At 29.8% G+C, this 26,575-nt stretch carries 25 protein-coding genes; 16 read left to right on the top strand and 9 right to left on the bottom strand.

The genetic code is table 11. The features are described 5' to 3' along the window. Positions 1–144 precede the first annotated feature (144 nt). The 15 genes from metK (at position 145) to Q0617_RS00935 (ending at position 16,808) form a co-directional block, all read left to right on the top strand. On the top strand, positions 145–1,362 hold the full coding sequence (gene metK, locus Q0617_RS01005; protein WP_298749518.1) for a methionine adenosyltransferase: 1,218 nt from the start codon (positions 145–147) through the stop codon (positions 1,360–1,362). An 18-nt stretch (positions 1,363–1,380) separates the two neighbouring features. Continuing rightward, positions 1,381–2,250: an acetyl-CoA carboxylase, carboxyltransferase subunit beta gene (accD, locus tag Q0617_RS01000; RefSeq protein ID WP_298749517.1), complete on the top strand. Its 870-nt coding sequence runs from the start codon at positions 1,381–1,383 to the stop codon at positions 2,248–2,250. Next, the gene (locus Q0617_RS00995) at positions 2,250–2,861 is read left to right on the top strand and encodes a thiamine phosphate synthase (RefSeq protein ID WP_298749516.1); all 612 of its coding nucleotides are present in this window, start codon (positions 2,250–2,252) and stop codon (positions 2,859–2,861) included. The genes accD and Q0617_RS00995 overlap by 1 nt, the downstream gene beginning before the upstream one ends. Beyond that, the gene (locus Q0617_RS00990; RefSeq protein WP_298749515.1) at positions 2,854–3,315 is read left to right on the top strand and encodes a 23S rRNA (pseudouridine(1915)-N(3))-methyltransferase RlmH; all 462 of its coding nucleotides are present in this window, start codon (positions 2,854–2,856) and stop codon (positions 3,313–3,315) included. Before Q0617_RS00995 ends, Q0617_RS00990 begins: the two co-directional genes overlap by 8 nt. 49 nt (positions 3,316–3,364) lie before the next feature. Next, complete coding sequence (gene dksA / locus Q0617_RS00985; RefSeq protein ID WP_298749514.1) at positions 3,365–3,721, top strand: RNA polymerase-binding protein DksA; 357 nt, start codon at positions 3,365–3,367, stop codon at positions 3,719–3,721. Positions 3,722–3,737: 16 nt separating this feature from the next. Continuing rightward, positions 3,738–4,754: a hypothetical protein gene (locus tag Q0617_RS00980; protein ID WP_298749513.1), complete on the top strand. Its 1,017-nt coding sequence runs from the start codon at positions 3,738–3,740 to the stop codon at positions 4,752–4,754. Between the two features lies 1 nt (position 4,755). Then, positions 4,756–5,706, top strand: coding sequence for a tRNA-dihydrouridine synthase (locus Q0617_RS00975; RefSeq protein WP_298749512.1), 951 nt, complete (start codon positions 4,756–4,758; stop codon positions 5,704–5,706). A gap of 38 nt (positions 5,707–5,744) precedes the next feature. Next, positions 5,745–6,557, top strand: a complete 813-nt coding sequence (locus Q0617_RS00970) for a 50S ribosomal protein L11 methyltransferase (protein WP_298749511.1) — start codon at positions 5,745–5,747, stop codon at positions 6,555–6,557. A 1-nt stretch (position 6,558) separates the two neighbouring features. Next, the gene (gene ftsH, locus Q0617_RS00965; protein ID WP_298749509.1) at positions 6,559–8,640 is read left to right on the top strand and encodes an ATP-dependent zinc metalloprotease FtsH; all 2,082 of its coding nucleotides are present in this window, start codon (positions 6,559–6,561) and stop codon (positions 8,638–8,640) included. Further along, complete coding sequence (locus Q0617_RS00960) at positions 8,633–9,211, top strand: hypothetical protein (protein WP_298749507.1); 579 nt, start codon at positions 8,633–8,635, stop codon at positions 9,209–9,211. Before ftsH ends, Q0617_RS00960 begins: the two co-directional genes overlap by 8 nt. Before the next feature lie 236 nt (positions 9,212–9,447). After that, positions 9,448–11,001 (top strand): 2-isopropylmalate synthase, encoded by a 1,554-nt coding sequence (locus Q0617_RS00955; RefSeq protein ID WP_298749506.1) that lies wholly within the window; start codon positions 9,448–9,450, stop codon positions 10,999–11,001. Between the two features lie 113 nt (positions 11,002–11,114). After that, positions 11,115–13,112, top strand: coding sequence for a DUF1538 domain-containing protein (locus Q0617_RS00950; protein WP_298749504.1), 1,998 nt, complete (start codon positions 11,115–11,117; stop codon positions 13,110–13,112). Then, positions 13,096–13,428 carry a thioredoxin family protein gene (locus tag Q0617_RS00945; protein ID WP_298749936.1) on the top strand — a complete coding sequence of 111 codons (333 nt, stop codon included), beginning with the start codon at positions 13,096–13,098 and terminating at the stop codon, positions 13,426–13,428. The genes Q0617_RS00950 and Q0617_RS00945 overlap by 17 nt, the downstream gene beginning before the upstream one ends. After that, positions 13,429–13,848 carry a heme-binding domain-containing protein gene (locus Q0617_RS00940; protein WP_298749501.1) on the top strand — a complete coding sequence of 140 codons (420 nt, stop codon included), beginning with the start codon at positions 13,429–13,431 and terminating at the stop codon, positions 13,846–13,848. Continuing rightward, positions 13,848–16,808 (top strand): HNH endonuclease, encoded by a 2,961-nt coding sequence (locus Q0617_RS00935; protein ID WP_298749499.1) that lies wholly within the window; start codon positions 13,848–13,850, stop codon positions 16,806–16,808. The genes Q0617_RS00940 and Q0617_RS00935 overlap by 1 nt, the downstream gene beginning before the upstream one ends. A 9-nt stretch (positions 16,809–16,817) precedes the next feature. Here the strand turns inward: Q0617_RS00935 and Q0617_RS00930 are convergent, their stop codons facing one another. Next, positions 16,818–18,674, bottom strand: a complete 1,857-nt coding sequence (locus Q0617_RS00930; RefSeq protein WP_298749498.1) for a GGDEF domain-containing protein — start codon at positions 18,672–18,674, stop codon at positions 16,818–16,820. Positions 18,675–18,865: 191 nt separating this feature from the next. On the opposite strand from Q0617_RS00930, the gene Q0617_RS00925 reads away from it, so the two are divergent. Next, a complete protein-coding gene (locus Q0617_RS00925) occupies positions 18,866–19,252 on the top strand; it encodes a response regulator (protein ID WP_298749496.1) in 387 nt (128 codons plus the stop codon). Positions 19,253–19,267: 15 nt separating this feature from the next. Here the strand turns inward: Q0617_RS00925 and hisA are convergent, their stop codons facing one another. From hisA to Q0617_RS00885, 8 genes are all read right to left on the bottom strand, one after another. Further along, the gene (hisA, locus tag Q0617_RS00920; RefSeq protein WP_298749494.1) at positions 19,268–19,975 is read right to left on the bottom strand and encodes a 1-(5-phosphoribosyl)-5-[(5-phosphoribosylamino)methylideneamino]imidazole-4-carboxamide isomerase; all 708 of its coding nucleotides are present in this window, start codon (positions 19,973–19,975) and stop codon (positions 19,268–19,270) included. 15 nt (positions 19,976–19,990) lie between these two features. Then, positions 19,991–20,842, bottom strand: coding sequence for a TIGR01777 family oxidoreductase (locus Q0617_RS00915; RefSeq protein WP_298749492.1), 852 nt, complete (start codon positions 20,840–20,842; stop codon positions 19,991–19,993). 16 nt (positions 20,843–20,858) lie between these two features. Beyond that, the gene (gene hisH, locus Q0617_RS00910; protein ID WP_298749490.1) at positions 20,859–21,464 is read right to left on the bottom strand and encodes an imidazole glycerol phosphate synthase subunit HisH; all 606 of its coding nucleotides are present in this window, start codon (positions 21,462–21,464) and stop codon (positions 20,859–20,861) included. Between the two features lie 140 nt (positions 21,465–21,604). Continuing rightward, positions 21,605–22,177: a ComF family protein gene (locus Q0617_RS00905; protein WP_298749488.1), complete on the bottom strand. Its 573-nt coding sequence runs from the start codon at positions 22,175–22,177 to the stop codon at positions 21,605–21,607. Between the two features lie 18 nt (positions 22,178–22,195). After that, on the bottom strand, positions 22,196–22,381 hold the full coding sequence (locus Q0617_RS00900; protein WP_298749487.1) for a hypothetical protein: 186 nt from the start codon (positions 22,379–22,381) through the stop codon (positions 22,196–22,198). Positions 22,382–22,623: 242 nt separating this feature from the next. Continuing rightward, positions 22,624–24,411 (bottom strand): translation elongation factor 4, encoded by a 1,788-nt coding sequence (lepA, locus tag Q0617_RS00895; protein WP_298749485.1) that lies wholly within the window; start codon positions 24,409–24,411, stop codon positions 22,624–22,626. A gap of 113 nt (positions 24,412–24,524) precedes the next feature. Then, complete coding sequence (locus tag Q0617_RS00890) at positions 24,525–25,571, bottom strand: OmpA family protein (protein WP_298749484.1); 1,047 nt, start codon at positions 25,569–25,571, stop codon at positions 24,525–24,527. Positions 25,572–25,582: 11 nt separating this feature from the next. Next, complete coding sequence (locus Q0617_RS00885; RefSeq protein ID WP_298749482.1) at positions 25,583–26,518, bottom strand: ribose-phosphate pyrophosphokinase; 936 nt, start codon at positions 26,516–26,518, stop codon at positions 25,583–25,585. Positions 26,519–26,575: the final 57 nt, after the last annotated feature.

The raw sequence follows: 26,575 nt of genomic DNA, 5'->3' as shown, positions 1-26,575 counted from the left end.
TATTTTAACTTTAATTAGTTGGAAAACGAAAATGGAAAACAAAAGAATGGAAAACGATAAAGATAAAATTTGAAAATTCTTTTTAAAAGAATTTCTAAATAACTCAAATTTAACTTTTGGAAAACAAAGGAATGGAAAACAAAAATGGAAAACAAAACAGAATATTTATTTACTAGTGAAGTAGTAAGTCCAGGACACCCTGATAAATGTGCAGATATTATAGCAGATACAATTGTTGATAAATTAATTATTGGAGATAGCAAAAGTAGAGTTGCATCAGAAGTTTTTGTTGCAGGTAAACATGTTGTTATTGGTGGAGAAGTTACTTCAGCTACAAATTTATCTGAGCAAGATTACAAAGATTTAGTAATTGATGCTTTAGCAAAAATAGGATACAACGGTCATCCTCATTTTACAAAAGAGGAGTGTTTACACCCTGATGATGTAAATGTACAAGTTTTATTAAATAGACAATCTCCTGATATTAACCAAGGTGTTGATCAAGTTGATGGTGAAACAGGTGCTGGAGATCAAGGAATCATGTTTGGTTATGCAAATAGTGAAACTGCAAACTTTATGCCAAGTGCGATTACATATGCTAGAATGCTTATGGAAAAAGTTTATGATTACGCATTAGCAAATCCAGATGTTTTAGGTGTAGATATTAAAACACAAGTTACAGTTGATTATGAGACAAAAGAGAATTTTGAGAATTGTTTACCAAAACATATTCACACTGTTGTTGTTTCAGCTCCTTGTGTATCTACAATGAGTATAGATAAAGTAAGAGAACTAATCTTAGGATTAATCAAAGAGACAAATTTACCAGAAGATTTATTTTGTTTAGAAAAAACAATTATTCATATTAATCCAACTGGAAAATATGTATCTCACTCTTCTTTACATGACTCAGGATTAACAGGAAGAAAACTAATAGTTGATTCATTTGGTGGATATGCACCAATTGGTGGTGGAGCTCAATCTTCTAAAGATTATACAAAAGTTGATAGAAGTGGATTGTATGCTGGAAGATGGATTGCAAAACATATAGTTGCATCTGGAATTGCAAAAAAAGCAATTGTTCAATTATCTTATGCAATTGGAGTTGCAAAACCAACATCAATTTCAGTTGATACTTGTGGAACTTGTATTGATGGATTAAATGATGATATTTTATCTACATTTGTTCATGATAGCTTTTCTTTAACACCAAATTGGATTACAAAGAAATTTAATCTAGATAAGCCAAGTGCAGATACTTTCCTTTATGCAGATGTTGCAGCTCGAGGACAAGTTGGACAAGAAGATTACCCTTGGGAACAACTTGATGAGTTGGATAAATTCAAAAGTCTTAAAAAATAGTTTTTAAAAGGATATATTATGGATTTGAAGAATCTATTTAATAAAATAAAATTTGATAGTAAAAAAGAACAACCTACAAAAAAAGATGCTCCAAGTCATTGGATAAAGTGTCCAGAGTGTAGTTCTTTGATGTTTTTTAAAGAGGTAGAATCTCAAAACAATATATGTCCTAAATGTAATTTTCATATGAGAATTGGGGCAAAAAGAAGAATAGAAATTATTTGTGATGAAAATAGTTTTGTTGAATATGACAATGACTTGATGCCAAATGATCCTTTAAAATTTGTTGATAGTAAATCTTATAAAAAAAGAGTTGACGAAGCTGTTAAAAAAACAGGAAGAAACTCTTCTGTTGTAAGTGGGGAATGTACAATAAATGGCATTGGTGTTCAAATGGCAATATTTGATTTCGCTTTTATGGGTGGAAGTTTAGGTTCTGTTGAAGGTGAAAAAATTGTTAGATGTGTAAATAGAGCACTAGAGAAGAAACAAGGAGTTATAATTGTTTCAGCTTCTGGAGGTGCACGAATGCAAGAATCAACTTTTGCCCTAATGCAAATGGCAAAAACTTCAGCAGCTCTGAAAAAACTTGACTCAGCAGGACTTCCTTATATTTCAGTTCTTACTGATCCTACTATGGGAGGGGTTTCTGCTTCTTTTGCTTTCTTAGGTGACATTATTATGGCAGAACCAGGTGCACTAGTTGGATTTGCAGGTCAAAGAGTTATTAAACAAACTATTGGAGCAGATCTTCCAGAAGGGTTCCAAAGAGCAGAATTTTTACTTGAAAAGGGTTCAATTGATATGGTTGTTAATAGAGCAGATATGAAAAAGACACTTTCTGATTTATTAACAATGTTTTCAAGTAATACAATTCAAGTTAGTTAATGAATCTTACCCGTTTTGAAGAAGTTTTAGCTTTTAATCCTAAAACCTCTTCAAATAACTTATACGCTTTATGCGATTTTCAAACTTTAAAAAACAAAAATATCTCTTTTGAACAATTTTTAGAACTATGTATTAAACTTGATGCAAAAGTAATTCAATATAGAGATAAGATTTCAAATATTGAAACAAAAAAAGAAAATCTCTTATATTTGAAAAGTAAAACAAATATTCCAATTATTATTAATGATGAGATTAATTTAGTAGAGTTCTGTGATGGCTTACACTTAGGACAAGAAGATTTTAAACAGGTTTATTCTAATAAAGAGTTAGCAGTAAAACTAATAAGAAAAAAAATAGGAAATAAACTTCTAGGACTCTCAACACACAATGAGAAAGAGATATTAGAAGCAAACAGCTTAGATTTGGATATGATAGGTTTAGGAGCATATAGAGCTACAATAACAAAGGATGTGAGTGTAATGCTAGGTGATAAAATCTCATATTTAGCAAAAATATCTAATCATCCTGTTTGTGCAATTGGTGGAGTAAAAATTGGTGAGAAAATTAAAAACATCTCCTTTAATGTGGTAGGAAGTAGTTTATATGAATAAAATAAATATTTATCAAATTGCAAAATCTTCTAATGATGAATTCAATAAAATTATTGAAGATTTTATTAAAATGTCTTCAAAATATTCAAAAGTTGAGATTTATAATTTATTTAATAAAAAAATTGCAAAAGCTCAAACCATATCAGATATAGAAGCAAAAAAATCTTATAGCGAAGTTTTTGAACCTTTTTTAAATAGTGGGTATAATATTGCTTTAGATGTACTTGGGAAAAAAATAGATAGCTTTGAATTTGCAAAACTATTACAAAGTAATGGAACTATTAATTTTTTTATTGGTGGTGCTTATGGATTTGAAACAGAATTTTTACAAAAATGTGATAAAAAAATTAGCTTAAGTGAGCTTACAATGGCTCATAAAATAGCGAATCTTGTTTTATGTGAGCAGATATTTAGAGGTTTGTGTATAATTAATAATCATCCTTATCATAAATAATTTAGATATTTTTCAGTATAATGTCAAAATTTTTAGAAAAAGGTTTAATGTGGCAAATTCAAAGCAAATTGAAGAGCTAAAGATTATTTTAGCGCAAAGAAAAGAATTAATAGAAAAGAATATTCAAGGAAGTAGAGAGAGTATTGATTCTCTTAAAAATTCAGAGTGTAATGATGATTATGATTATGCTGAAGTTTCAAGTGATTCATTTAAAGAAGGGATAATCGCCAATCAACAATCAAAAGAGTTAAAAGAGATTGAAGATGCGATTAAAAGAATAGATAACAAAACATATGGTATTTGTGAAATGTGCGATGAATCAATTGCAATTGGAAGATTAAGAGCAAAACCATTTGCGAAATTTTGTACACCTTGTAGAGAGATTTATGAGAGTGAGAATAACTAAATCTAAAGGATAATTTATGGGACTTAAAAAATATGTCGCTTTTTCATTGTTGTTAATTATTGCAGTTTATATTTTTGTTTTTAGTATGCAAACAGCTAATTACACAGTTAATATTTTAGATTATGCAATTGATTTACCAATTGCAGTTTGGATTATATTGCCTACTGCTGTACTATTTTTAGTAACTATATTACATATTCTTTTTTATGGTTTCAAAAATTACTTACAAACTAGTGCTATAAAAAAAGACGAAGAAAATATAATTGAATTTCTAAAAGATATCTTACTTGAAAATAACTCTAATAAAAAGTTTAAACAAAAATCTTTAAAAGAGTTAGCAGATATTTTAGAACAAATGAAATTATCTCCAAAAACAGATAATTTTGATTCTTCAAATAGTGATATTAAAAATATTGTAAACAATATCATTAAAATAAATTCTGGCGAATATGTAAGTGATAAATCTTTTAAGTTTAATAAAAATGGTGAAATTGCACAAAAAAATCTTTTAAATAGAGTAAAAGTTGATGTGGACTATTCAATTGATATTTTAAAGAAATCAAAAGATTTTTCAAGAGAAGTTGTAAAAGCTGCATTTACTAATGTAGTAGAGAATAAAAGTATGACTACTATTAAGAAGTTACTTGATGGTTTAAAACTTGATAAAGAGATGGTTTTAGAGCTTATGAAAAAAGATTCTGAAAATTCAGACTTTGCTTTAGAACATGATGCCATTATCAAATATACAAAAGATGTAGAGTTTAATAAAGAAGATTATTTAACATTTGCAAAACTTTATAAAAAATCTGTTAAACCAGATGAACTTATTAGAATGTTTGAAACAATTTCAAATGAAAATGAATTAGCAGTTGATGCATATTTAGTGATTCTATTTGAATATGAAATGATTGATAAAGCAAGAGAGATTTTAACAAATTATACAGATGAAGAATATCAACCATATAGAGCTATTTTAGATTTAAAAGACTCAGGTAAATATTACACTTTAGAGAAACTTTGTTATAACAAATAAAATGAATAAACTTGATTTTAGCCAACCCTTAATGGTGTTGGCTCCCCTTGCTGGATATACAGACTTACCTTTTCGTGCAGTTGTAAAAAAATTTGGTGCAGATTTGACAATTTCTGAAATGATTTCGTCAAATGCTCTTGTTTACAACTCTAAAAAAACTTATAAAATGATAGAAAAATCTCCATCAGAAGATCCATATTTTGTGCAAATAGCTGGAAATAAAGCAGAGTTAGTTCGTGATGCAGTTGAGATACTAAATGATATTGAAGGCATTGATGGTATTGATTTAAATTGTGGTTGCCCAGCCCCTAAGGTTTTTAATCATGGAAGTGGTTCAAACTTATTAGGTGACCTAAAAAAACTTGAAGAGATTTTAAGTACAGTAAAAAAATATAATAAAAAAATTTACACTAGTGCAAAAGTGCGAATTGGTGTAAATGAGAAAATTCCAGTTGATATTGCAAAAGCTGTCGAAGCTTGCGGAGTAGACTTTATCTCAGTGCATGGAAGAACAAGAGCTGGAAAATATAAAGCTCCTGTTGATTATGATGCAATTAAAGCTATTAAAGAAGCAGTCTCTATTCCTGTTATTGCAAATGGAGATATTAAAGATTATGCTAAAGCAAAAGAGGTTTTAGCACATACAAAAGCTGATGGGGTTATGATAGGTCGTGGAGCTATTGGAAAACCATGGGTTTTTTATCAACTAAAACATGGGGTTGAAGATATAAGTGAAGATATAAAAAAAGCAATAATTTTAGAGCATTATGATGAAGTATTAAAGTTTCATGGAATACATGGCGCTGTTATGTTTAGAAAACTACTTCACTCTTATTCTAAAGGTTATGCAGGAGCTGCAGAGTTTAGAGATATTATTAATACTGTTAAAGATGCAGATATTATGAGAGATATTATTGAAAGTTTTTTTACCTCTAACACTTTACAAAATTAATAAATAAATCTATAAAATAGAATTTATAAGGACAAAATTTGGAAGAATATTATTACGAATTAACTATAAATACAAAAAGTTCACAAGATTTGTTCTTAGAATTATTGGAGCAACTAACTCAAGGTGCAGTTGAAATTGAGGAAAATAGACTTATCTCAAGAAGTGAAGAAAACCTTGAAGATGTAGAGTTTGGTATTTTAGAATTCGCAAAAGCTTTAGGAATAAAGTGTGAAACAACTTTAGTAAAAAAAAGAAATGAAGATTGGATAAAAAAGTATCAAGAATCTGTAAAAGCAATTGAAGTTGGAAAATTTTTTGTAAGACCATCATGGGTTGAAGAAAAAGATGGTAAAATTGATATCATTATAAATCCAGCACTATCTTTTGGTTCAGGTCACCATGAAACAACAAATAGCTGTTTAGAAGCTATTTCAAAATATATTAAAAGTGAAGATGAAGTAGTTGATGTTGGTTGTGGAAGTGGAATTTTATCAATTGCAGCAGCTAAATTAGGGGCTAAAGTTGATATTTGTGATACTGATGAAGTTTGCATAGATAGTTCAAAATCAAACTTTGTATTAAATAATACTAAGTATAATAACGCTTGGGTTGGAAGTGCTTCAAAGTCCAACAAAGAGTATGATTTTGTAATTGCGAATATTGTTGCAGATGTTTTAGTAATGATTGCAAAAGAGTTAAAAAAATGCTTAAAAGATGGTGCTACATTGGTATTATCAGGTATATTAGATAAGCATTTAAATAGAGTTTTGAAAAAATTTGAAGATTTAGAAAAAATTGAGGTAATTCAAAAAAATGACTGGGTTACCTTGGTATTAAAAAAAGGAGTTTAGATTGAGAAATAGAAACAAAAATAAACAAGATAAAAACAACAATAATAATAACAATAACAACAATAATTTTTTTAATAATAATCCATTATTAGTATTTGTTTTATTTTCACTTGTTACAATAATGGCTTTTAAAGCACTTTTCCCTGAAAACCAAGGAAATGTTACAAATCAAAATATTCAAGCTTACGGACAAACTAAGCATAAAAATATTGCATATTCAGATTTGAAGAAATTAATTACTAGTGGAAAAGTTGAGTATGTTGGTATTGGTAATACAAACGTTAAAGCCGTATCAAAATCAAATGGGACAGATATTACTACATATACAGCAAGAAGAGTTGTTCCTGATGAGACTTTAATTCCTACATTAGAAAAAAATGGAATAGCTTATGGTGGAGTTAATGAAGAGAATGTTTTAGCTGATATTCTATTTGGTTGGATTTTACCAATATTTATATTCTTTGCTATTTGGATGTTCCTAGCAAAAAGAATGTCAAAATCAATGGGTGGTGGAAGTGGAGGAATCCTAGGAATTGGATCTTCTAAAAAAATGATAAACTCAGAAAAACCAAATGTAAAATTTGAAGATATGGCAGGAAATAAAGAGGCTAAAGAAGAAGTTCAAGAAGTTGTTGATTTCCTAAAAGACCCAGATAGATATGTAAAACTTGGTGCACAAATACCAAAAGGTGTTTTACTAGTAGGACCTCCAGGTACTGGTAAAACTCTACTTGCAAAAGCAGTTGCTGGTGAAGCTGATGTTGAGTTCTTATCAGTTTCAGGTTCTGCTTTTATAGAGATGTTTGTTGGGGTAGGGGCTTCAAGAGTAAGAGATCTATTTGAACAAGCAAAAAAAGTTGCACCTGCAATTATTTTTATAGACGAAATTGATGCTATTGGTAAATCTAGAGCATCAGGTGGCCCAATGGGTGGAAATGATGAGAGAGAACAAACTCTAAATCAACTTTTAGCAGAAATGGATGGTTTTGCAACTGAATCAGCTCCTGTTATTGTACTAGCTGCAACAAATAGACCAGAAGTTTTAGATCCTGCATTATTAAGACCAGGAAGATTTGATAGACAAGTTTTAGTTGACAAACCTGATTTTGAAGGTAGAAAAGAGATTTTAAATGTACACATTAAAGGTGTAAAAGTAGGAACTGATGTTGACTTAGTTGAAGTAGCTCGTATGACAGCTGGTTTAGCAGGGGCAGATTTAGCAAACATTATTAATGAAGCAGCACTATTAGCAGGACGTGCTAAAAAAGAAGAAGTAACATATAGTGATTTTAAAGAAGCAGTAGAGAGACAAATTGCTGGATTAGAGAAAAAATCAAGAAGAATTTCTCCAAAAGAGAGAAAAATTGTAGCTTACCATGAATCTGGGCATGCCTTAATTGCAGAGATTACTAAAGGTGCTAAAAAAGTAAATAAAGTATCTATTGTACCTCGTGGACTTGCAGCTTTAGGATATACTTTAAATAATCCAGAAGAGAATAAATACTTAATGCAAAAGCATGAACTTATAGCTGAAGTAGATGTGCTATTAGGTGGACGTGCTGCAGAAGAAGTATTTATAAAAGAGATTAGTACAGGTGCTGGAAACGATTTAGAAAGAGCAACTGATATAGTTAAATCTATGGCTTCAATTTATGGTATGAGTGATATTGCTGGATTAATGGTTTTAGAAAAAAGATCAAATCAATTCTTAGGTGGACAAACACAAAAAGATTTCTCTGATAATATGGCAAAAGATCTTGATACTCATATTAAATCTATGTTAAATGAGAGATATGAAGTGGTTCTTCAAGCCTTAAGAGACAATAGTGATGCCATAGAAGAGATGACTAAAGAATTACTTGAAGTGGAAGTTATTTCAGGTGAAAGAGTAAGAGAAGTTATCAAAGCAAATGGTGGAGTTGTTTTTGAAGATGAAGATTTACATTCAGGAAAAATAGAAAATAACATAGAATTAGATATTGATAGTACAACTACTTCTGATGATAAAAAAGATGATGAGCCTTTAGATAATGAAGAAGAGTCTAAAAATAAAGAAGATAAAGAAGACAAAAAAGATGATTAATAAATTTGTAGCAAAAGAGGGGACATCATATATTTATATCTCTTTTGCTATTTTTGTGTTTTCATACCTTTTCATTTGTGATACTTTAGCAATAATTGCTCTATTTATAAGTATATTTTTACTATATATTTATAGAGATAATATGAAAGTAAAAGCAAAAGTTGATGCTTTAGTTTCGCCTATAAGTGGAGAGATTATAGCTATTGATAAAATAGATTCACAAAATGTTATCTATATTGATGTTTGCTTATTGTCTTCATCACACATTTTAATTGCTCCAAAAGATTCAATTTTTAAAGAAGTTATGCATCAAAATGGTTTAAATTTATGTACTAATAGCTTTAAAGCAAAACAATTAAATGAAAAAAGAGTATTAACTTTTGATGATATAAAAGTTGAACTTATCTCTGGAAGGTTTAATATATCTCATGCTTTTTTAGAAAATAAAGAGGTAATACAATACCAAAAAGTAGGAATATTTATAAATGGTATTGTGAAAATATATATTCCAACATCGTATAAATTAAATATAAAACTAGGCAAAAAAATAAAAGTTGGTGAAGTTTTATAAACTTCACTTGACAAATTTTATTAAATAAAATATAATTTGTCACCAAAATTAACAGGAGAGTGTAATGAAAAAATTCGATTTTTACAAAAATAATTTCATAAAAAGTGTAAACTCTCTACTTCTACTCAAAAACTTCCTCTAACATATATTATTTTACATATATAATTTAATTCTCGTACAAGTTTTTCTTTTATTTAAAAAAAGATATAATATGCCCAATTTACAAAGGTTATACAATGGATAAAAATAGAATTATAGTATTTGATACTACATTAAGAGATGGTGAACAAAGTCCTGGATGTTCTATGAATACAGATGAAAAAATCAAAGTCGCTTTACAATTAGAAAAATTAGGAGTTGACGTTATTGAAGCTGGTTTTGCAGCGGCAAGTCCAGGGGATTTTGATGCTGTTTCAAGAATAGCAGAGGTTGTTAAGAACTCAAGTATTTGTTCTTTAAGTAGAGCGATTGATAATGATATTAAACAATCAGGTTTAGCAGTACAAAAGGCTGCAAAGCATAGAATTCACACTTTTATTGCAACTTCACCAATACACATGAAATATAAATTAAAAATGAGTGAAGATGAAGTTATCAAAAGAGCAATTCATGCAGTTGAGTATGCAAGAACATTTGTTGATGATGTTGAGTTTTCATTAGAAGATGCTGGAAGAAGTGATATCTCTTTTATGAAAGAGGTTATGGACGCAGTTATTGGTGCGGGAGCTAGCACAATCAACTTACCTGATACAGTTGGATATAGATTACCAACAGAGTTAGGTGCAATGGTAAAAGAGTTAAGTGATTTTGCAGGAGATAGAGCAATTATATCTGTACACAATCACAATGACTTAGGATTATCGACTGCAAATACTTTAGCAGCTGTTATGAATGGTGCTAGACAAATAGAAGTTACAATCAATGGTTTAGGTGAGAGAGCAGGGAATTCAGCCTTAGAAGAGGCAGTAATGGCTATTAAGACTAGAAAAGATGCTTTTGGTGATTTATATACAGGAATCAACACAAAAGAGATATATGCAACTTCTAGATTAGTAGCAACAATTACAGGTGTTGAACCACAACAAAATAAAGCTATTGTGGGTAAAAATGCATTTTCACATGAAAGTGGAATTCATCAAGATGGTGTGTTAAAACATCAAGAGACATATGAAATCATGAAACCTGAAGATGTAGGAGTTTATAAAGATTCAACTTTAATCTTAGGTAAACACTCTGGTCGTGCTGCATTTAGAGATAAAATTGAACATTTAGGATTTGATAAAATTCCTGATGCTGAGTTAAATACAGCATTTGATAGATTTAAAATTTTAGCTGATAAGAAAAAAGATGTTACTGATGATGATATTAGAATGTTAATCACTGATGAAGCATTAAATCATGACAAAACATATGAATTAGTAGGATTACAAATCTCTGACTGTTCTGCTGGAACTCCAATGGCTTCTGTTTCTATCAAACATAAAGATGAAGTTATGATAGAAGCAAATATTGGTAATGGAACAATGGATGCAATTTTCAAAACAATAGATAGACTTACAGGTTATAATGGAGAATTACAAAGTTATAATGTAACTTCAGTAACTGAAGGTAAAGATGCCTTAGCAAAAGTTACTACAAGAGTAGTATTTGATAAATCTTCACCATCTTTTGTAGGGCATGGACTAAGTATTGATACTATGCTTGCAACTGCAAAAGCTTATTTAGGGGCACTTAACTCTTATCTTTCTCAAAAAGAGAGATTAGCTAAAAAAAGCGAACACCAAGTTTAATATAAGAGATTTATTCTCTTATATTGATTATTTAAATTTTCTTCTTCTTAAAACTCTTCTTATATCTTTTTTCGCTAATATATATAAATTTAATAAAAGGTGTGCTTTAAATTATGATGCAATTTAACTTTTTCTTAAAATTACTAAAAGATTCTTTTAGAGATCTTCTTCCAATTGTTTTAGTAATTTTATTTTTTCAATTAGCAATAATACAAACTGTTCCAGATGGTTGGATTTCGACAAGTATTGGTCTGATTATTGTTGGGGTTGGTTTGGCAATCTTCTTGCAAGGTTTAGAAATAGGTATATTTCCAGTGGGGGAAGGTTTAGCTAGAGATTTCGCAAAATCTGGTTGGACTTTATGGATTTTAATATTTGGATTTCTAATTGGTTTTGGTACAACAGTAGCAGAACCTGCACTTGCAGTAATTGCAGACAAGGCAGCATCAATATCTAGTGGTAGAATTGATGCCTCAATTTTAAGATATGTTGTGGCTGGTTCCGTTGGATTTGCTATTTTACTTGGTGTCTTTAGGATAATTAAAGGTCATCCTATTCACTATTATATTATAGCTGGTTATCTTATGGTTGTAAGTGTTACTTTTTTTGCACCAAAAGAGATTATTGGACTTGCATATGACTTAGGAGGTGTAACTACCTCTACTGTGACTGTGCCGCTTGTTGCAGCTTTAGGTATTGGATTAGCTTCAAATATAAAAGGGCGAAATCCAGTTGTTGATGGATTTGGACTTATAGCTTTTGCTTCTTTGACTCCTATGATTTTTGTACAAATTTATGGAATAGCAGTATATAATTTAGTTGATGCAAAAGATGTTGCTGAAGTTATTATTAAACCAGTTATTTCTTCTCCAACTGACATAACTGTAAGTTCTATAATTAGTGGAATAATTGCAGTTATAAAAGATGTAACGCCAATCTTACTTATTATATTGTTTTTCCAATATGGAGTATTAAAAAAGAGTATTCAAAATATCAAAACAGTATTTTTAGGTTTTGGACTTGTAATTATTGGTTTATATGCTTTTATCTTAGGACTTGAATTAGGGCTGTTTAGTCTTGGTGAAACAATGGCTTATCAGTTAACAAAAGGTAATTCTGTATTTGTAATATATGCCTTTGCTTTTGCTATTGGGTTTTCTACTACCATGGCAGAACCAGCACTTATGGCCATTGCTAAAAAAGCAAAAGAGATTAGTGATGGTAAGATTAATGACTTTGCCTTAAGGCTTTTTGTTGCCCTTGGAGTTGCCATTGGTATTGCCCTTGGAGCATTTAGAATAATTGATGGTGGACATATTCATTATTATATTATTGTTGGATATTTATTAGTTATAGTTCTTACATTTATAGCACCAAAATATATTATTCCTATTGCTTATGATAGTGGTGGGGTTACAACTTCAACCGTTACAGTTCCACTAGTAGCAGCACTTGGTATTGGTTTAGCTACAAATATACCAGGAAGAAGTCCACTTATTGATGGTTTTGGACTTATTGCTTTTGCATCATTGTTTCCAATGATTACAGTTATGCTTTATGGTGTGTTAACTGAAAAACTTGGGGTTAAATCTGATACACAAATTGAAGCTGAAAATATCTTACGGGATAATTTAGTAGATGCTGAAAATATGGATTTAGCAACTGTAAATATTGATGGAAGTAATAGAAGACACTCTTTACCTATGGATTTTTATGCTGTTGCAATAATAGTGCCAAAAGATAAAAAAATAGATGCAATTCAAGCAGCTAGTAAAGCAGGAGCAAATGGTGTTACTGTATTAAGAGCAGATGGTATGGGTCTTGGAAAAATGCACAACTTCTATCGAACATCTTTTGAAGCAAATGATTCTTTACTTCTATTTTTATTACCAAAAGCTTTGGTAAACCCAGTTATAAAATCAATAATTCATTCACTTCATATTACAACAGAAGGAAAAGGTATCGCCTTTGCCTTTCCTCTAACACATATGAAAGGTATTAGTCTAAGTAGACATGATATTTTTGAGAATAGAAAAGATCATAAAGATGATGATAATGAAAATGAAGAACAAGATGTGAAAGAGGAAGTAAAAACTGAAGATAATAAATAGTTTAGAAGAGATAAAAGAGAAAATTGCTTCTAAAGAGGCTTTGATTCTCTACTTTTCATCTAAAAATTGTTCAGTATGTTCTGTACTAAAACCAAAGATAAAAAAAGATATATTAAATAATTTTACAAAAATAGATTTGTATGAAATAAAAAGTGATGAGAACTTAGAGATAAGTTCTCATTTTGGAGTTTTTCAAGCTCCCACGATCTTGTTTTTTCTTGATGGCAAAGAGTTTTTAAGGGAAGGAAGAAATATAAGTATAAGTGCTTTTTTAAATGCAATAAAAAGACCTTATGAGATGTTTTATGGAGAATAAATGAAGATTACAATTTTAGTGTTTTTTATAATTTTACTTTTGATGCAAGCAATTCAAATAGATAAAACAAATCCAATTGTTGATAAGTCTTTAGAGATACAAGCTCCAACAGAGGTTATGGGAATATTTAAAAATGCTTGTTATGATTGCCACTCTAACCAGACTATTTGGCCATGGTATAGCTCAATTGCTCCAGCTTCTTGGATGCTTAAATCACATGTTGATGATGGACGAAAATCTTTAGATTTTACTAGTTGGGAATCATATAGTAAAGATGAAAAAACTAAAAAATTAAAAGAGATTTATAGAACAGTTTATGCTGCTATGCCACTTGCAAGCTATGTATCAATGCATAAAAAAGCTGAACTTTCAAAAGAACAAAGAGAGTTAATAAGAACATGGACAGGAGTTAGAAGATAGTGGTAAATGCAGAAGTAAATGAGCTTTTACAAAATAAAGGTGAGCTTTTAACTGTAACATATTTTAAACTTCAAAAAATCTTTGAAAAAAAGTACGGTGTAAATACTGTTGTACTTATGGAGATAGGAACATTTTTTGAAGTTTACGAAGTAAATAATGAAGAAGAGCAAATAGGTAAAGCAAAAGAGATTGCTGAGCTACTTAATATCCAACTAACACGTAAAAATAAAGCTATATTAGAAAACTCAAAAGAGAATCCTATTATGGCAGGTGTTCCTGCTATTTCACTAGAAAAACATCTTGCAAGAATAATTGGGGAACAAAAATATACAGTAGTAATAATAAGACAAAAAGGTCTTCCTCCTAAAGTTAGCAGATACCTTGATACAGTTGTAAGTCCAGGTACAAACTTTGATTTTGTAATTGACCAAGATGAGAACAATATTACCTCACTTACAATTGATTGCAACAAAGGAATTTTTTCTGTTGGTTATAGTGCCATTGATGTAACGACTGGAAAGTGTTATTACAATGAAGTTCATGGAACAAGTGAAGATAAAAACTTTGCTTTAGATGAGTGTTTTAACTACATGAATATGCATAAAACAAATGAAATTGTAGTCTCTTTTTGTGATAAAGATATAAACCAAAAGGAGATAATTGAGTATCTTGAATTATCCCATAAAACTTTTCATATAAGCACCTTTAGACCAAAAATTGTTTATCAAAATGAGCTATTTAAAAATGTATTTAATATAGAGTCACTTTTAACTTCAATTGAACATCTTGATATGGAAAGAGTACCCCTAGCAACAGAATCACTTTCTGTACTCATTGATTTTGTAATAGGACATGATGCAAAGATTATTCAAAAACTTTCATTTCCTCAAAAACTAGATATAAGTAGATATATTTATCTTGGAAATAATGCTTTAGAGCAATTAAACATAATAGAAACCTCTCATAATCCAAGTCTAATAAAAATCATAAATAATACATCAACAGCTATGGGGAAAAGACTTTTAAAAGAGAGGTTAACACACCCTGTTAAAGATGAAAAAGAGTTACTTAGACGTTATGCTTTATCTAAAGAGTTATATGATTATCATGCTCCTATAGAGTCTGAACTAGCGAATATTTATGATATAGAAAGATTAACACGTAGAATAAAACTTTCGCGACTTCATCCTTTTGAATTAAACTATTTATATGACTCCTTATTGAGTATAAAAGAAGTAGTTACTTTTATGGAGAATTATAAGTTTTTTACAGCTCCATGCACTTCTGCTGAGTTACAGATGTTTATTGATTCCATTGATTCTACTTTTGATTTATCTATTAGTGGTAAATATATGCTAAAAGATGTGGAAGCAAATATGATTTGTGAAGGAATCAATACAAAAATAGATGAACTTATGAATGAAAATCAAAAGTTAAAAGATAAACTTGATATTTTGAAGTTTCATATTTTAGGGTTTTTAAAATCAAATGATGAAAACTTTGTAAGTGTTCAAAGACTTGATAAAGAGGGATTTTATTTAGGACTTACAAAAAGTAGATTTAATCTTGTCCGTGAAGAGCTTTTAAATTCACATCTAATTATTGATGATGAGCTACTTTTATTTAAAGATTTTAAAATAAAAGTTCAAACAAACTCTGTAAAAATAACTTGTAAACTTACAGAAGATATTTCAGATAAATATGTACATAATTTAAGAAAAATTATAGAATTAAATAAACTTGTTTTTAAAGAAAAACTTCTTGAGTTTGAGAACAAATTTGCAATTTTATTAGAAGAGTTGGTTCAGTTTATTGCTGAGATTGATTTAACTGTATCAAATATTAAAACTGCAAAAAAGAATAACTATTCACCTGCTAAGATAGTAAAAACAAAAGATAATGAGAGTTTTATTGAGCTAATTGACCTGCGACATCCTATAATTGAAGATGGAGAAGAGCAGGGGATTTATGTACCAAATGATGTTATTTTAGGTGAGCTTAGCCTTGCAAGTGATGAGTATAAAAATAATGTTATTATCAAAAATTCAAATCCAATAAATATGTACAATAATAAGATGCATGGAGTTTTACTTTATGGAATAAACTCAAGTGGTAAATCCTCACTTATGAAGTCAATTGGAATTGCTGTTATTTTAGCTCAAGCTGGATTTTATGTACCTTGTAAATCTATGAGATTTTCTATTTTTGATGCTGTATTTACTAGAATTTCAGGGGCTGATAATATTGCAAAAGGTTTATCTTCTTTTGCTGTTGAAATGTTAGAATTAAAAAATATATTTAATAGAGCAACTAAAAACTCTTTAATTCTTGGTGATGAAATAAGTCATAGTACAGAAACCATGAGTGGAGTTAGTATTGTGGCAAGTGCTATACTAAAACTTTCAAAACTAGAATCAATATTTATGTTTGCTACTCACTTGCATCAATTGCCAGAACTTCCTGAGATAGAAAAACTTAAAAATATAATTTGTTTACACTTATCAGTAATGTATGAAGACGATGAAGATAAACTTATTTTTAATAGAAAACTTCAATATGGAAGTGGAAGTAGTATGTATGGGCTTGAATATGCGAAATCTCTTCATATGGATAAAGAGTTCTTAAAAATGGCAAATGATATTAGAAAAAAATTAACTGATGATTATGAGCCAATTGAGAGAATTTCTCAAAGAAAGTCTTCTAAGTACAATAAAGACCTTATTGTTTCTACTTGTGTAATTTGTGGAAGAAGTGTTGATGATGTTCATCATATAAAAGAGCAAGCAAGAGCAAATAAAGATGGCTTTATAGGTCATGTAAATGCAAACCACAAATACAATCTAATCCCACTGTGTAAAGAGCACCATAAGCTAGTACATGAAGGAAAAATCAATGTTAATGGTTTTGTAGCTACTTCAAAAGGCTTGGAGCTTCATTACACTATGTTAGAAGAGAAATAAAGATAAAGATTAATATTTATCTTTATCTTTACCTTCTAGTAAATCTTTTGTAAATCTAATAACTTTATTTCTACCTGTCTCTTTTGCTTTATATAAACATAAATCTGCATATTTGATACATTTCCAAATTTGATCAGTATCTTCTGGTAAAAATGCATATCCAATACTAACAGTTTTACTAAATGATTCATTATTAAATGTAAATACAAGTTTTGCAAACTCTTGGTTGATTTTTGTGGCCAACTCATTTGCACTCTCTTCTGTTGGGTTTTTCATTATAATTAAGAACTCTTCTCCTCCAAATCTAATAATAAACTCTTTATCAGTAATTGCAGCTTTCATTGTTTTTGAAAGTTTTTGCAATATTGCATCACCTGCATCATGACCATAGGTATCATTAACCATTTTAAAGTAATCGATATCTAAGAACATAACAGCATAAGTTGTGCCATGAACTAACTCTTGAGGCATCTTTTTATCAATAAAATCATCTAAATATTTTCTATTATATAATCCTGTAAGACCATCAATTAGATTTCGCTCTCGTAGAACATCCATTAACATTCTACTTTCTAAAATAGGTTTTGTCTCTTCTAAATATTTTTTAATAATACCTATTTGATTTTTTGTATAGTTTAGGTCATCTTCATTTTCACATAAAATATGAATAGTAATACTTTTTTGTTCATTTATTGAAAATGGAATACAAACATAATCATTACATTCATCACATACAGCAGATCTACAAATTTCTGGAAAATTTTGAGATAAGACAACTGTTTTTGTTCTCTCTGCTCTGCATTGCTCTTTTATATTTTTTACTAGATGACAGCAGGCTTTTGTTCCATCTGTACTAAATATCATAGTTCTTTCATCTCTGATTAAATTATTTTCAAAAATATAAAAATCTTTAATTTTAAGTCTATTTTTTAATACTTGAACCAATCTATAATAAATATCTTCTTTTGTTAAATCTGTTTCAATTGTTTTTTTGAAATTATATATTTCAGAGATATCTTCTATTATCTCTTTTGCCGTTAATAATTTATCATTATTAACATTTGATGTTCTATTATGTACAAAAGCAGTTAAGTTTTTCTCAATACCAGTTAATACTGTTTCAAGTTTTTCAATAATCTCATTTAACCATTGGAAAGCTTCTTTATCTTCTTTTAGAACACCATCTTTTGCTCTTACTGAATAGTTACCTTCATGAACTTGCTTTAATACTTTTGTTATTGAATCAAAAGAAGAAGTATAAGGTTTTATTTTTCTACTTATATAAATTAGAATTAGGATTAAAAATATTGTAATAATTCCCATAATATTAAGTAAAACAGCAATACTTGAAATCCTATCATCTTGGATATCAAACTTTAAAGAAATGGCACCTAAAACCTCTCCCTCTTTTGCGTTATGACAGCTTAAACAGTTTGGCTTGTCAATTGCTGATGCTGTGTAGGGAATAGTAATTCTTAGTGTTGCACTTTTAATAGACTCATTTGGAAGTACAATTTCTTTTCCTGTTCTTAAAACCTTTTTATCAATCTCATCCCTTGGAATTTCATTTCCAATTGTTGATTTACCAAACTGTTCTGAAACACTTTTAGCTCTAATTATCCATAAATCATTTATCTCTTTAAGTTCGCTAATACTATCTAAGAATATTTCTCTTTGATGCATATTTCCATTAACCATATGAGTAGTTAAGGATTTCTTAACTATATCAGCTGTTAAATAGGCTCTTTTTTTAGCTCCATCATATCCACTTTGTCTGGAACCTAGTGCAACAAGAGCAACAATAACTATTGTTAATAGTGTAACCATTGAAAAAATTATTAATGTTATTTTTTTGTTAGAATCCATAGCTTGACCTAATAAGTAGTTTAAAAAATTTTATCATAAATATAATTTGATTCCTATATAACAATTAGATATTTTATGAAATTTTATTGAAATTTAGAAACACCAAAATAAATTATTTATGATTAAGTGGATACTAAGAAGTTATTTTAAGTATATTATTAATATAATTTACTTTTAGGTAAAGGAATTTGATGAATTTAAGAGTTTTGGTAGTAGATGATAGTTCAACAATGAGAAGAATTATTGTCAATGTTTTAACACAACTTGGTATCTCTAGTGATTTTATACATGAAGCACAAGATGGGTTATTTGCCTTAGGAAAAGTTAAAACAAATAGTTATGACCTTATTTTAACAGATTGGAATATGCCAAAAATGAATGGATTGCAATTTGTTCTAAATGTAAGACGACTTCCTAAATATACAACAACACCTATTTTGATGATAACAACAGAGGGTGGAAAATCAGAAGTTGTAGAAGCTTTAAAAAGTGGAGTTAATAATTACATAGTAAAACCATTTAATGCAGATGTTCTAAAAGCAAAATTAGAACCTATTTTAAGAAAACACAAAAAATAAGTAGAACTTTTAAAATTATAAAATTTTAAAAGCCTCTTCTAAATCAATAGTACCTTCATAAAAAGCTTTACCAACTATTACACCAGCGATATTTCCATTTTCTTTACAGTTACTTATATCTGAGATATCTTTTACTCCACCACTTGCTATTGTATCTATACCACTTGCAAGGGCAATTGATTCAGTAAACTCAACATTTACACCACAAAGCATACCATCTTTACTTATATCAGTACATATGATTGCTTGAACACCTGCATTTGCAAACTCACGAGCCAAAGTTGTAGCTTCCATAGTTGACACTTCTGCCCAACCTTCAACGGCTACCATTCCATTCATAGCATCAATTCCTACTGCAATTGGATATTTTGCTGCCATATCTTTTACAAATTGTGGGTCTTTTACTGCTATTGAACCTAAAATTAATCTATCAACGCCAAGTTCAACATACATTTTAATAGTCTCTTCATCACGAATTCCACCGCCAAGCTCGATTTTAAGATTACAGTTTTCTCTTATTTTTTTGATTTGTTCTAAGTTTGCTGGTTCTCCTGCAAATGCTCCATTTAAATCAACGATATGAAGCCATTTACTTCCTAGTTCTTCAAATCTTTTTGCAACCATCCAAGGCTCATCTGAATAGATTTTTGCACTATCCATCAAACCTTTGCTTAGTCTTACTGCTTTTCCATCTTTTAAATCAATCGCTGGTAATATATCCATAATAAATGCTATCCTTTATTTACATAAGTTTTCTATTGTTTCTTCTATTGTTTTATATTTAAATTCAAAACCTAAATCTAATAATCTTTTAGGAACTGCGCTTTGTCCGTCTGTTAAAACTTTTGCACCTTCACTAAAAATTATATTTAAAACAAATTCTGGTAGTGGAAGTATAGTAGGTCTTTTTAGTGTTTTTCCTAAAGCAAGAGTCAAACCTTTGTTTGTAGTTGGCTTTGGTGCTGTTAGATTAAAGGTATCTTCATAAGAGTTTTCTATTACAAATTTATAAGCTTCAAGTAAATCCTTAATATGAATAAAAGAAAAAGCTTGTTTCCCACTTCCTATTACTCCACCCAAGCCTAGTTTAAATGGTGTTATCATTTTTTGTAAGGCTCCACCATCTTCTCCTAAAATAATCCCAAATCTAAAAATAGAGACTTTTGTTTTTTCACTTTTAGCTTTTAAGGCCTCTTTTTCCCAATCTTGACAAAGTGATGAGAGAAAATCATTTGAGAAGTTCCCTTTTTCATCATAAGTTGATTTGTTATCATATATTCCTACAGCAGAAGTTGAGATTAGCATTTGGGGTGGATTTTCAATATTTTTTATGGCAGATACTAATTTTTGTGTGGTATCAATTCTACTTGAATAAAGAAGTTTTTTATAACTTTCACTCCATCTGTTTATGATATTTGCACCTGCAAGGTTTATTAAAATATCGCTAGAGTTAAGTAAACTCTCTAATTTTGTTTTATCATCTAAAGTTTCCCTTTTGATAGGAATAACTTCATAATCTAATTCTGTAAAGAATTTATTTAAACTACTACCTACAAAACCGCTAGCTCCACTTATTGCTATAGTCTTCATGGCTCATCCTTTTTTTTTATAGTTTTATAAAGTTCTTTAAAATTTGAATACCATTGTCATGAGATTTTTCAGGATGTGGTTGCAGTCCGTAAATATTATCTTTTTTTACAGCACTTACAAAATCATATCCATAAACTGTTTTCCCTATAATATTTTCTTCACTAGTAACCGCATGGAAAGAGTGAACAAAATAGAGATAAGGATTTTCAAGTCCATCAAATAAAGGGTCAGATTTATTTATAATTGTATTCCAACCCATATGAGGAATCTTAAAATCTTCATGCATCTTAGTTCTATCAAATTTTACAACTTCACCATTTATAAGTCCCAATCCCTCACTATGACCAAACTCTTGTGAGCTTTCAAAAAGAAGTTGCATACCTAAGCAAATCCCAATCATAGGTTTACCAGTTTTGGCAAACTCTAAAATTGCCTCTTTCATCCCTGTTTCGTTTAAGTGACTCATTGCATCAGCAAAGGCACCAACACCAGGTAAAATAATTCTGTCATAGTTTTTTACTTCATTTGGGTCTTGTATAATTGATGCTTTTGCATCTATTAAATGACAAGCATTGTAAACGCTTGCCAAATTTCCCATATTATAATCAATAATTCCAATCACGTTTTCCCTTTTATTGGTTCCACCCATTAAAGGGAACCCAATTCATTTATGACTTCTTTTAACGAAGTGACAAAGCCACATCTAAAGAAGCAAATCCTAAAGAGGATAATGAATTATCCTTAGTTTAATAATAAATTATACTAAAGTTTTGCATCAGCTAGGGTTAAAGAGAATAACACTTGATTATTATTTTTCTCTAAAGCTTTTTTAGCTTCCCTAATTGTAGCACCAGTAGTAATTATATCATCGCATAAAATTGTTGTTTTATCATAAAAATCTGTAAGTTGAAATCGACGAGGATTTTTCTGTCGAAATTCTTTATCACGACCAGCATATTTGACAATATTTGTAGCTCTTAAAGTGTTGTAAGAAGGTTGTATAAATGAAGATTTCAAAGCCCTGGCCAAAATAGCAGAGTGTGAAAACTCATGCCGAGTATGGTCATCAATAGGTACTGCAAAAACTTGCTCTTCATAAGAAAAATTCAAAGCAAACTTTTCAAAAGATAACTGAGAGAGTATATTAAAAACTCTATCACCAAAAAAATAGTACTTAGAAGAGATTAAATCTTCAAGTTCAGAAAGAGTGTAAAAAGAGTAGTTATAAAATCCATCTTCTATCTCTCTTTTATGAAAAGAGGGAACGAGTAGGGTAGTTTGGCAAGCTTTGCAAATAATTTGGAATGATAGTTTTTCACAAAGTAGGCATCTCATTTAAAATAATAATATATATTATTTTAAAGTATCATTAGTTTTATCTATACAAATTACTTTTTTTACTTTTTCACCTTTTATAAAATTAAAGGTATTTTCTATTTTGTAATTTTTATTTTGTTTTTTACAATCTTCAATTGTAGTTTCCCTTGGTGCACAGGAAATAAAAAAGAGACAAGTAAATAATAATATTAGTAATTTCATTATAATCCCTATATAGTAGTAATATTATACTATAATTTTTACAAAATAATAAATTTTTCTAATAATATAACTTTTATATAGATTATTTTATTTACTATTCTTACTAAAGATTATATTTATGATTTCGTTGAGATTTAATATTTAGTATAGATTCAAGGCGGAGCTTAGATTTTAAAGCGGAGTTTACTAAAAGTAAATGAGCATTGAAAATTGAAGTTCCAACGCAGAAGATGTGCTGAAGATTAAATCTTCAACACGGCCATAAAGGCTTCTTGTGGAACATTAACCTTTCCTATAGCTTTCATTCTTTTCTTCCCTGCTTTTTGTTTCTCTAGCAGTTTTCTTTTTCTCGTAATATCCCCACCATAACATTTAGCTGTTACGTTTTTACCTGTAGATTTTACAGTCTCTCTTGCGATAATATTACTTCCAATACTTGCTTGTATTGCTACTTCAAAAAGTTGTCTAGGAATTAGTTCTTTTAAGGCTTTGATAAACTCTCTACCTTTACTTAGGGCTTTATTTTCTGGTACGATTATTGATAGGGCATCTACTATTTCCCCTGCAACTTTTATATCAAGTTTTTGTAAAACACCAGGCCTAAAACCTATTGGTTCATAATCAAAAGATGCATAACCTTTTGTTGTAGATTTTAACTTATCATAAAAATCCATTACGATTTCATTCATAGGTAAATCATAATCAAGTAAAACTCTAGCACCAAGATAGTCCATTTTATTTTGGATACCTCTTTTGTCATTTAGAAGTTTTATTACATTTCCTAAAAACTCATCGGGTACTAAAATTGTAGCTTTTACGTATGGCTCAAATATTGTTTTTATTTGACTAGGTTCTGGAAGTTCAGATGGGTTTTGGATAACTATTTTTTCACCATTTGTTTTTTCAACTTCGTAAATAACAGTTGGAGCTGTTGCTATTAAGTCAAGGTTAAATTCACGCTCAAGTCTCTCTTTTATAACTTCCATATGAAGCATACCAAGAAAACCTGCTCTAAATCCACTTCCTAATGCTGTAGATGATTCTGGTTCAAAAGATATTGAAGAATCATTTAATTGAAGTTTTGTAAGGGCTTCCCTTAGGTCTTCAAATTTATCAGTTTCAATTGGATATATCCCTGCAAATACGAATGGCTTAGCTGGTTCAAACCCATCAATGATTTCGGCTGTTGGGTTTTTAGCATCAGTCATAGTATCACCAACTGCTATACCATCTAAGGTTTTAAGTCCAAGAACTACGATACCAATTTCACCTGTTTTTATTTCATTTGTATTTTGTCTTTTTAGAGGATGTGGATACATTAAATTTAAAACTGGATGTTCAACTTTTGTATTCATCATTTTAAGCACTTGATTTTTTTTGATACTTCCATCATAAACTCTTACTAGTGCCAAAGCCCCAAGATAGTTATCAAACCATGAATCATAGATTAATGCTTTAGTAGGAGCTTCTTCATCACCTTTTGGACAAGGAACCCTATCAACAATTGAGTCTATTAAATCCCTTACACCAAGACCAGTTTTTGCACTAATTAGATTGTGTTCTGTACAATCAAGACCAATAGCTTCTTCAACTTCGTCTAAAACTCTATCTGGATCTGCACTTGGAAGGTCGATTTTATTTACTACAGGAAGAAGTTCTAGGTCATTGTCCATTGCAATATATACATTGGCAATAGTTTGAGCTTCTACACCTTGTGTTGAATCTACAATTAAAAGAGCCCCTTCTGATGAAGCTAAAGAACGACTCACTTCGTAAGAGAAGTCAACATGCCCTGGAGTGTCAATTAGATTTAAAACATAGTGCTGTCCATCTTTTACATAATCTAATCTTACACTTTGAGCTTTTATCGTAATCCCACGCTCTTTTTCTATATCCATTGTGTCCATCATCTGAGCAGACATATCTCTATCTGCAACAGAACCACACTCTTGTATAATTCTATCAGCTAGAGTTGACTTCCCATGGTCAATGTGAGCGATAATTGAAAAGTTTCTTATATTTGCTTGCAAAATAAATCCTATGTTTATATTAATATTCGCGATTATATCTAAAAAATTGTAATGATAATGTTAAGAGAGTAAAAAGTGTTGATTTTAGGCAAAATGCCTAAAATCATATGAGATTATTTTGAGATCGTAGCTTCAATTCTTCTATTTTGAGCTCTTCCCTCTTTAGTTTTATTAGTTGCTTTTGGTTTTGTTTCTCCATATCCAACAGTTTTTAATCTATCAGGAGCTACATCATATTTTTCTAAAGCTTTTGCAGCAGATTCTGCTCTTCTTTTTGATAACCATAAGTTATATTTTTCAGTACCAGTATAATCTGTATGCCCATCAATTGTTGCTTTGATTTTTGGATTTTTATTTAAAAATTCTGCAAACTCTTTTATTCTATGTGTATAGTTTTCATCTATAATAGAAGAGTTGATTGGAAAATAGATTTTTAAATCAACCATATTTATACAACCTTGTGCATCTACAATTGCATCACTCATTGTATTTGGACATTTATCCATTGAATCAATAACACCATCATTATCAGAATCTAAAACTTTTGCTTCTACTGGTTTTGCTTTTGGTTCTTCTTTCATCATAGGAGCCACAGGAGCTGCATTTTTTCCAAAAGGAATAGATAATCCAACTGTATAAATAAGATTATTATTTCCATTATCAAGTGAAACTAAGTGTCTTATATCTGTTTTGATTGCCATATCATTGTCAAGTGTATATTTATATCCAATACCATAATTACCAAAAGGACCAGTTTCATTACTGAATTGCTCATTTCCGTAAATTTCAACTCCAAGACCTGCTAATGCATAAAGTGAAGATTTTTCATTTAACTTATACTCTTTGATAAGGTTTGTAAAAAATCTACTTACAGAAGTATTTGAAGTGCTATTTTTATAATCAACATCTCCAAGAGTCTGTAAAAATCCTAACTCAATTTGGTCAAACATTGAATCTTCATCTAAGTTAATCCCTAAAGAAATACCTGCATTTGCATAGTTTCTATCTAGGTCTAAATTTCCTTCTGTAACTGCACCACCAATCATTGGTGTAATTTCATATTTATATTCACTTTGTGCTGCAAATAAAACTGACGAGCAAATTAAACTTGTTATTAATAACTTTTTACCTGCTAGCAGGATTGCATTTCTTTCCATCATTATAAATCCTTTTATTTTACGAAGATACTATTTACAGATTCATTATTGTGGATTCTTCTTATAGTTTCCCCAATAATATTTGAAGCTGTTAATACTGTAATTTTATCATGCTCTTTTTTTAAAGGTATTGTATCAGAGATAACTAATTCATCTAAAGCATCTCCTCCATCAAGTCTTTCATATGCAGGTCCTGATAAAACACCATGTGTACAACATGCCATTACAGAAGTTGCACCTCTGTTTTTTAATACTTCCGCAGCCTTAACTAAAGTACCAGCAGTATCTACCATATCATCCACTAAAATCACATCTTTCCCACTTACATCACCTATGATGTTCATAACTTCAGATTCATTAGCTTTTTCTCTTCTTTTATCAACAATAACTAAGTCATATCCTAACTTTTCAGCATATGATCTAGCACGTGTAACCCCACCAATATCCGGACTAGCGATAATTGGATTTTTTAATTTTTTTGATTTAATATAATCAATAAACATAATTGAACCAAAAAGGTTATCAGCAGGAATATTAAAGAATCCTTGAATTTGTGCAGCATGTAAATCAATAGTAATAACTCTTGAAATACCTGCAGCTTCTAATAAATCTGCAACTAATTTAGCAGTAATAGGAACTCTAGGCGCTGCCTTTCTATCTTGTCTAGCATAACCGTAGTATGGAATAACAGCAGAAATAGATTTTGCACTTGATCTTTTTAATGCATCTACCATAATTAGTAGTTCCATTAAGTTGTCATTTGTAGGCGCACAGGTTGGCTGAATAATAAATACATCCATTCCTCTAACACTTTCTGTAATTTTTACAGAAATCTCTCCGTCACTAAATCTTGTTAATTTTGCTGGACTTATCTCAATATTTAAGTACTTTCCAACTTTCTTTGCAAACTCTGGGTTAGCTGAGCCACTAAATAGTCTGTATCCTCTCATGATTTTCCTTAGGTGTGATTAATAATTTTTGGATTATAGCTAAATTTTTCTAAAGTA

It is taken from the genome of uncultured Arcobacter sp. (genome assembly GCF_937982575.1).
GTDB lineage: Bacteria > Campylobacterota > Campylobacteria > Campylobacterales > Arcobacteraceae > Arcobacter.
The sequence above is the reverse complement of the archived record's forward strand: the minus strand, read 5'-3'. Positions and strand labels throughout refer to the sequence as shown.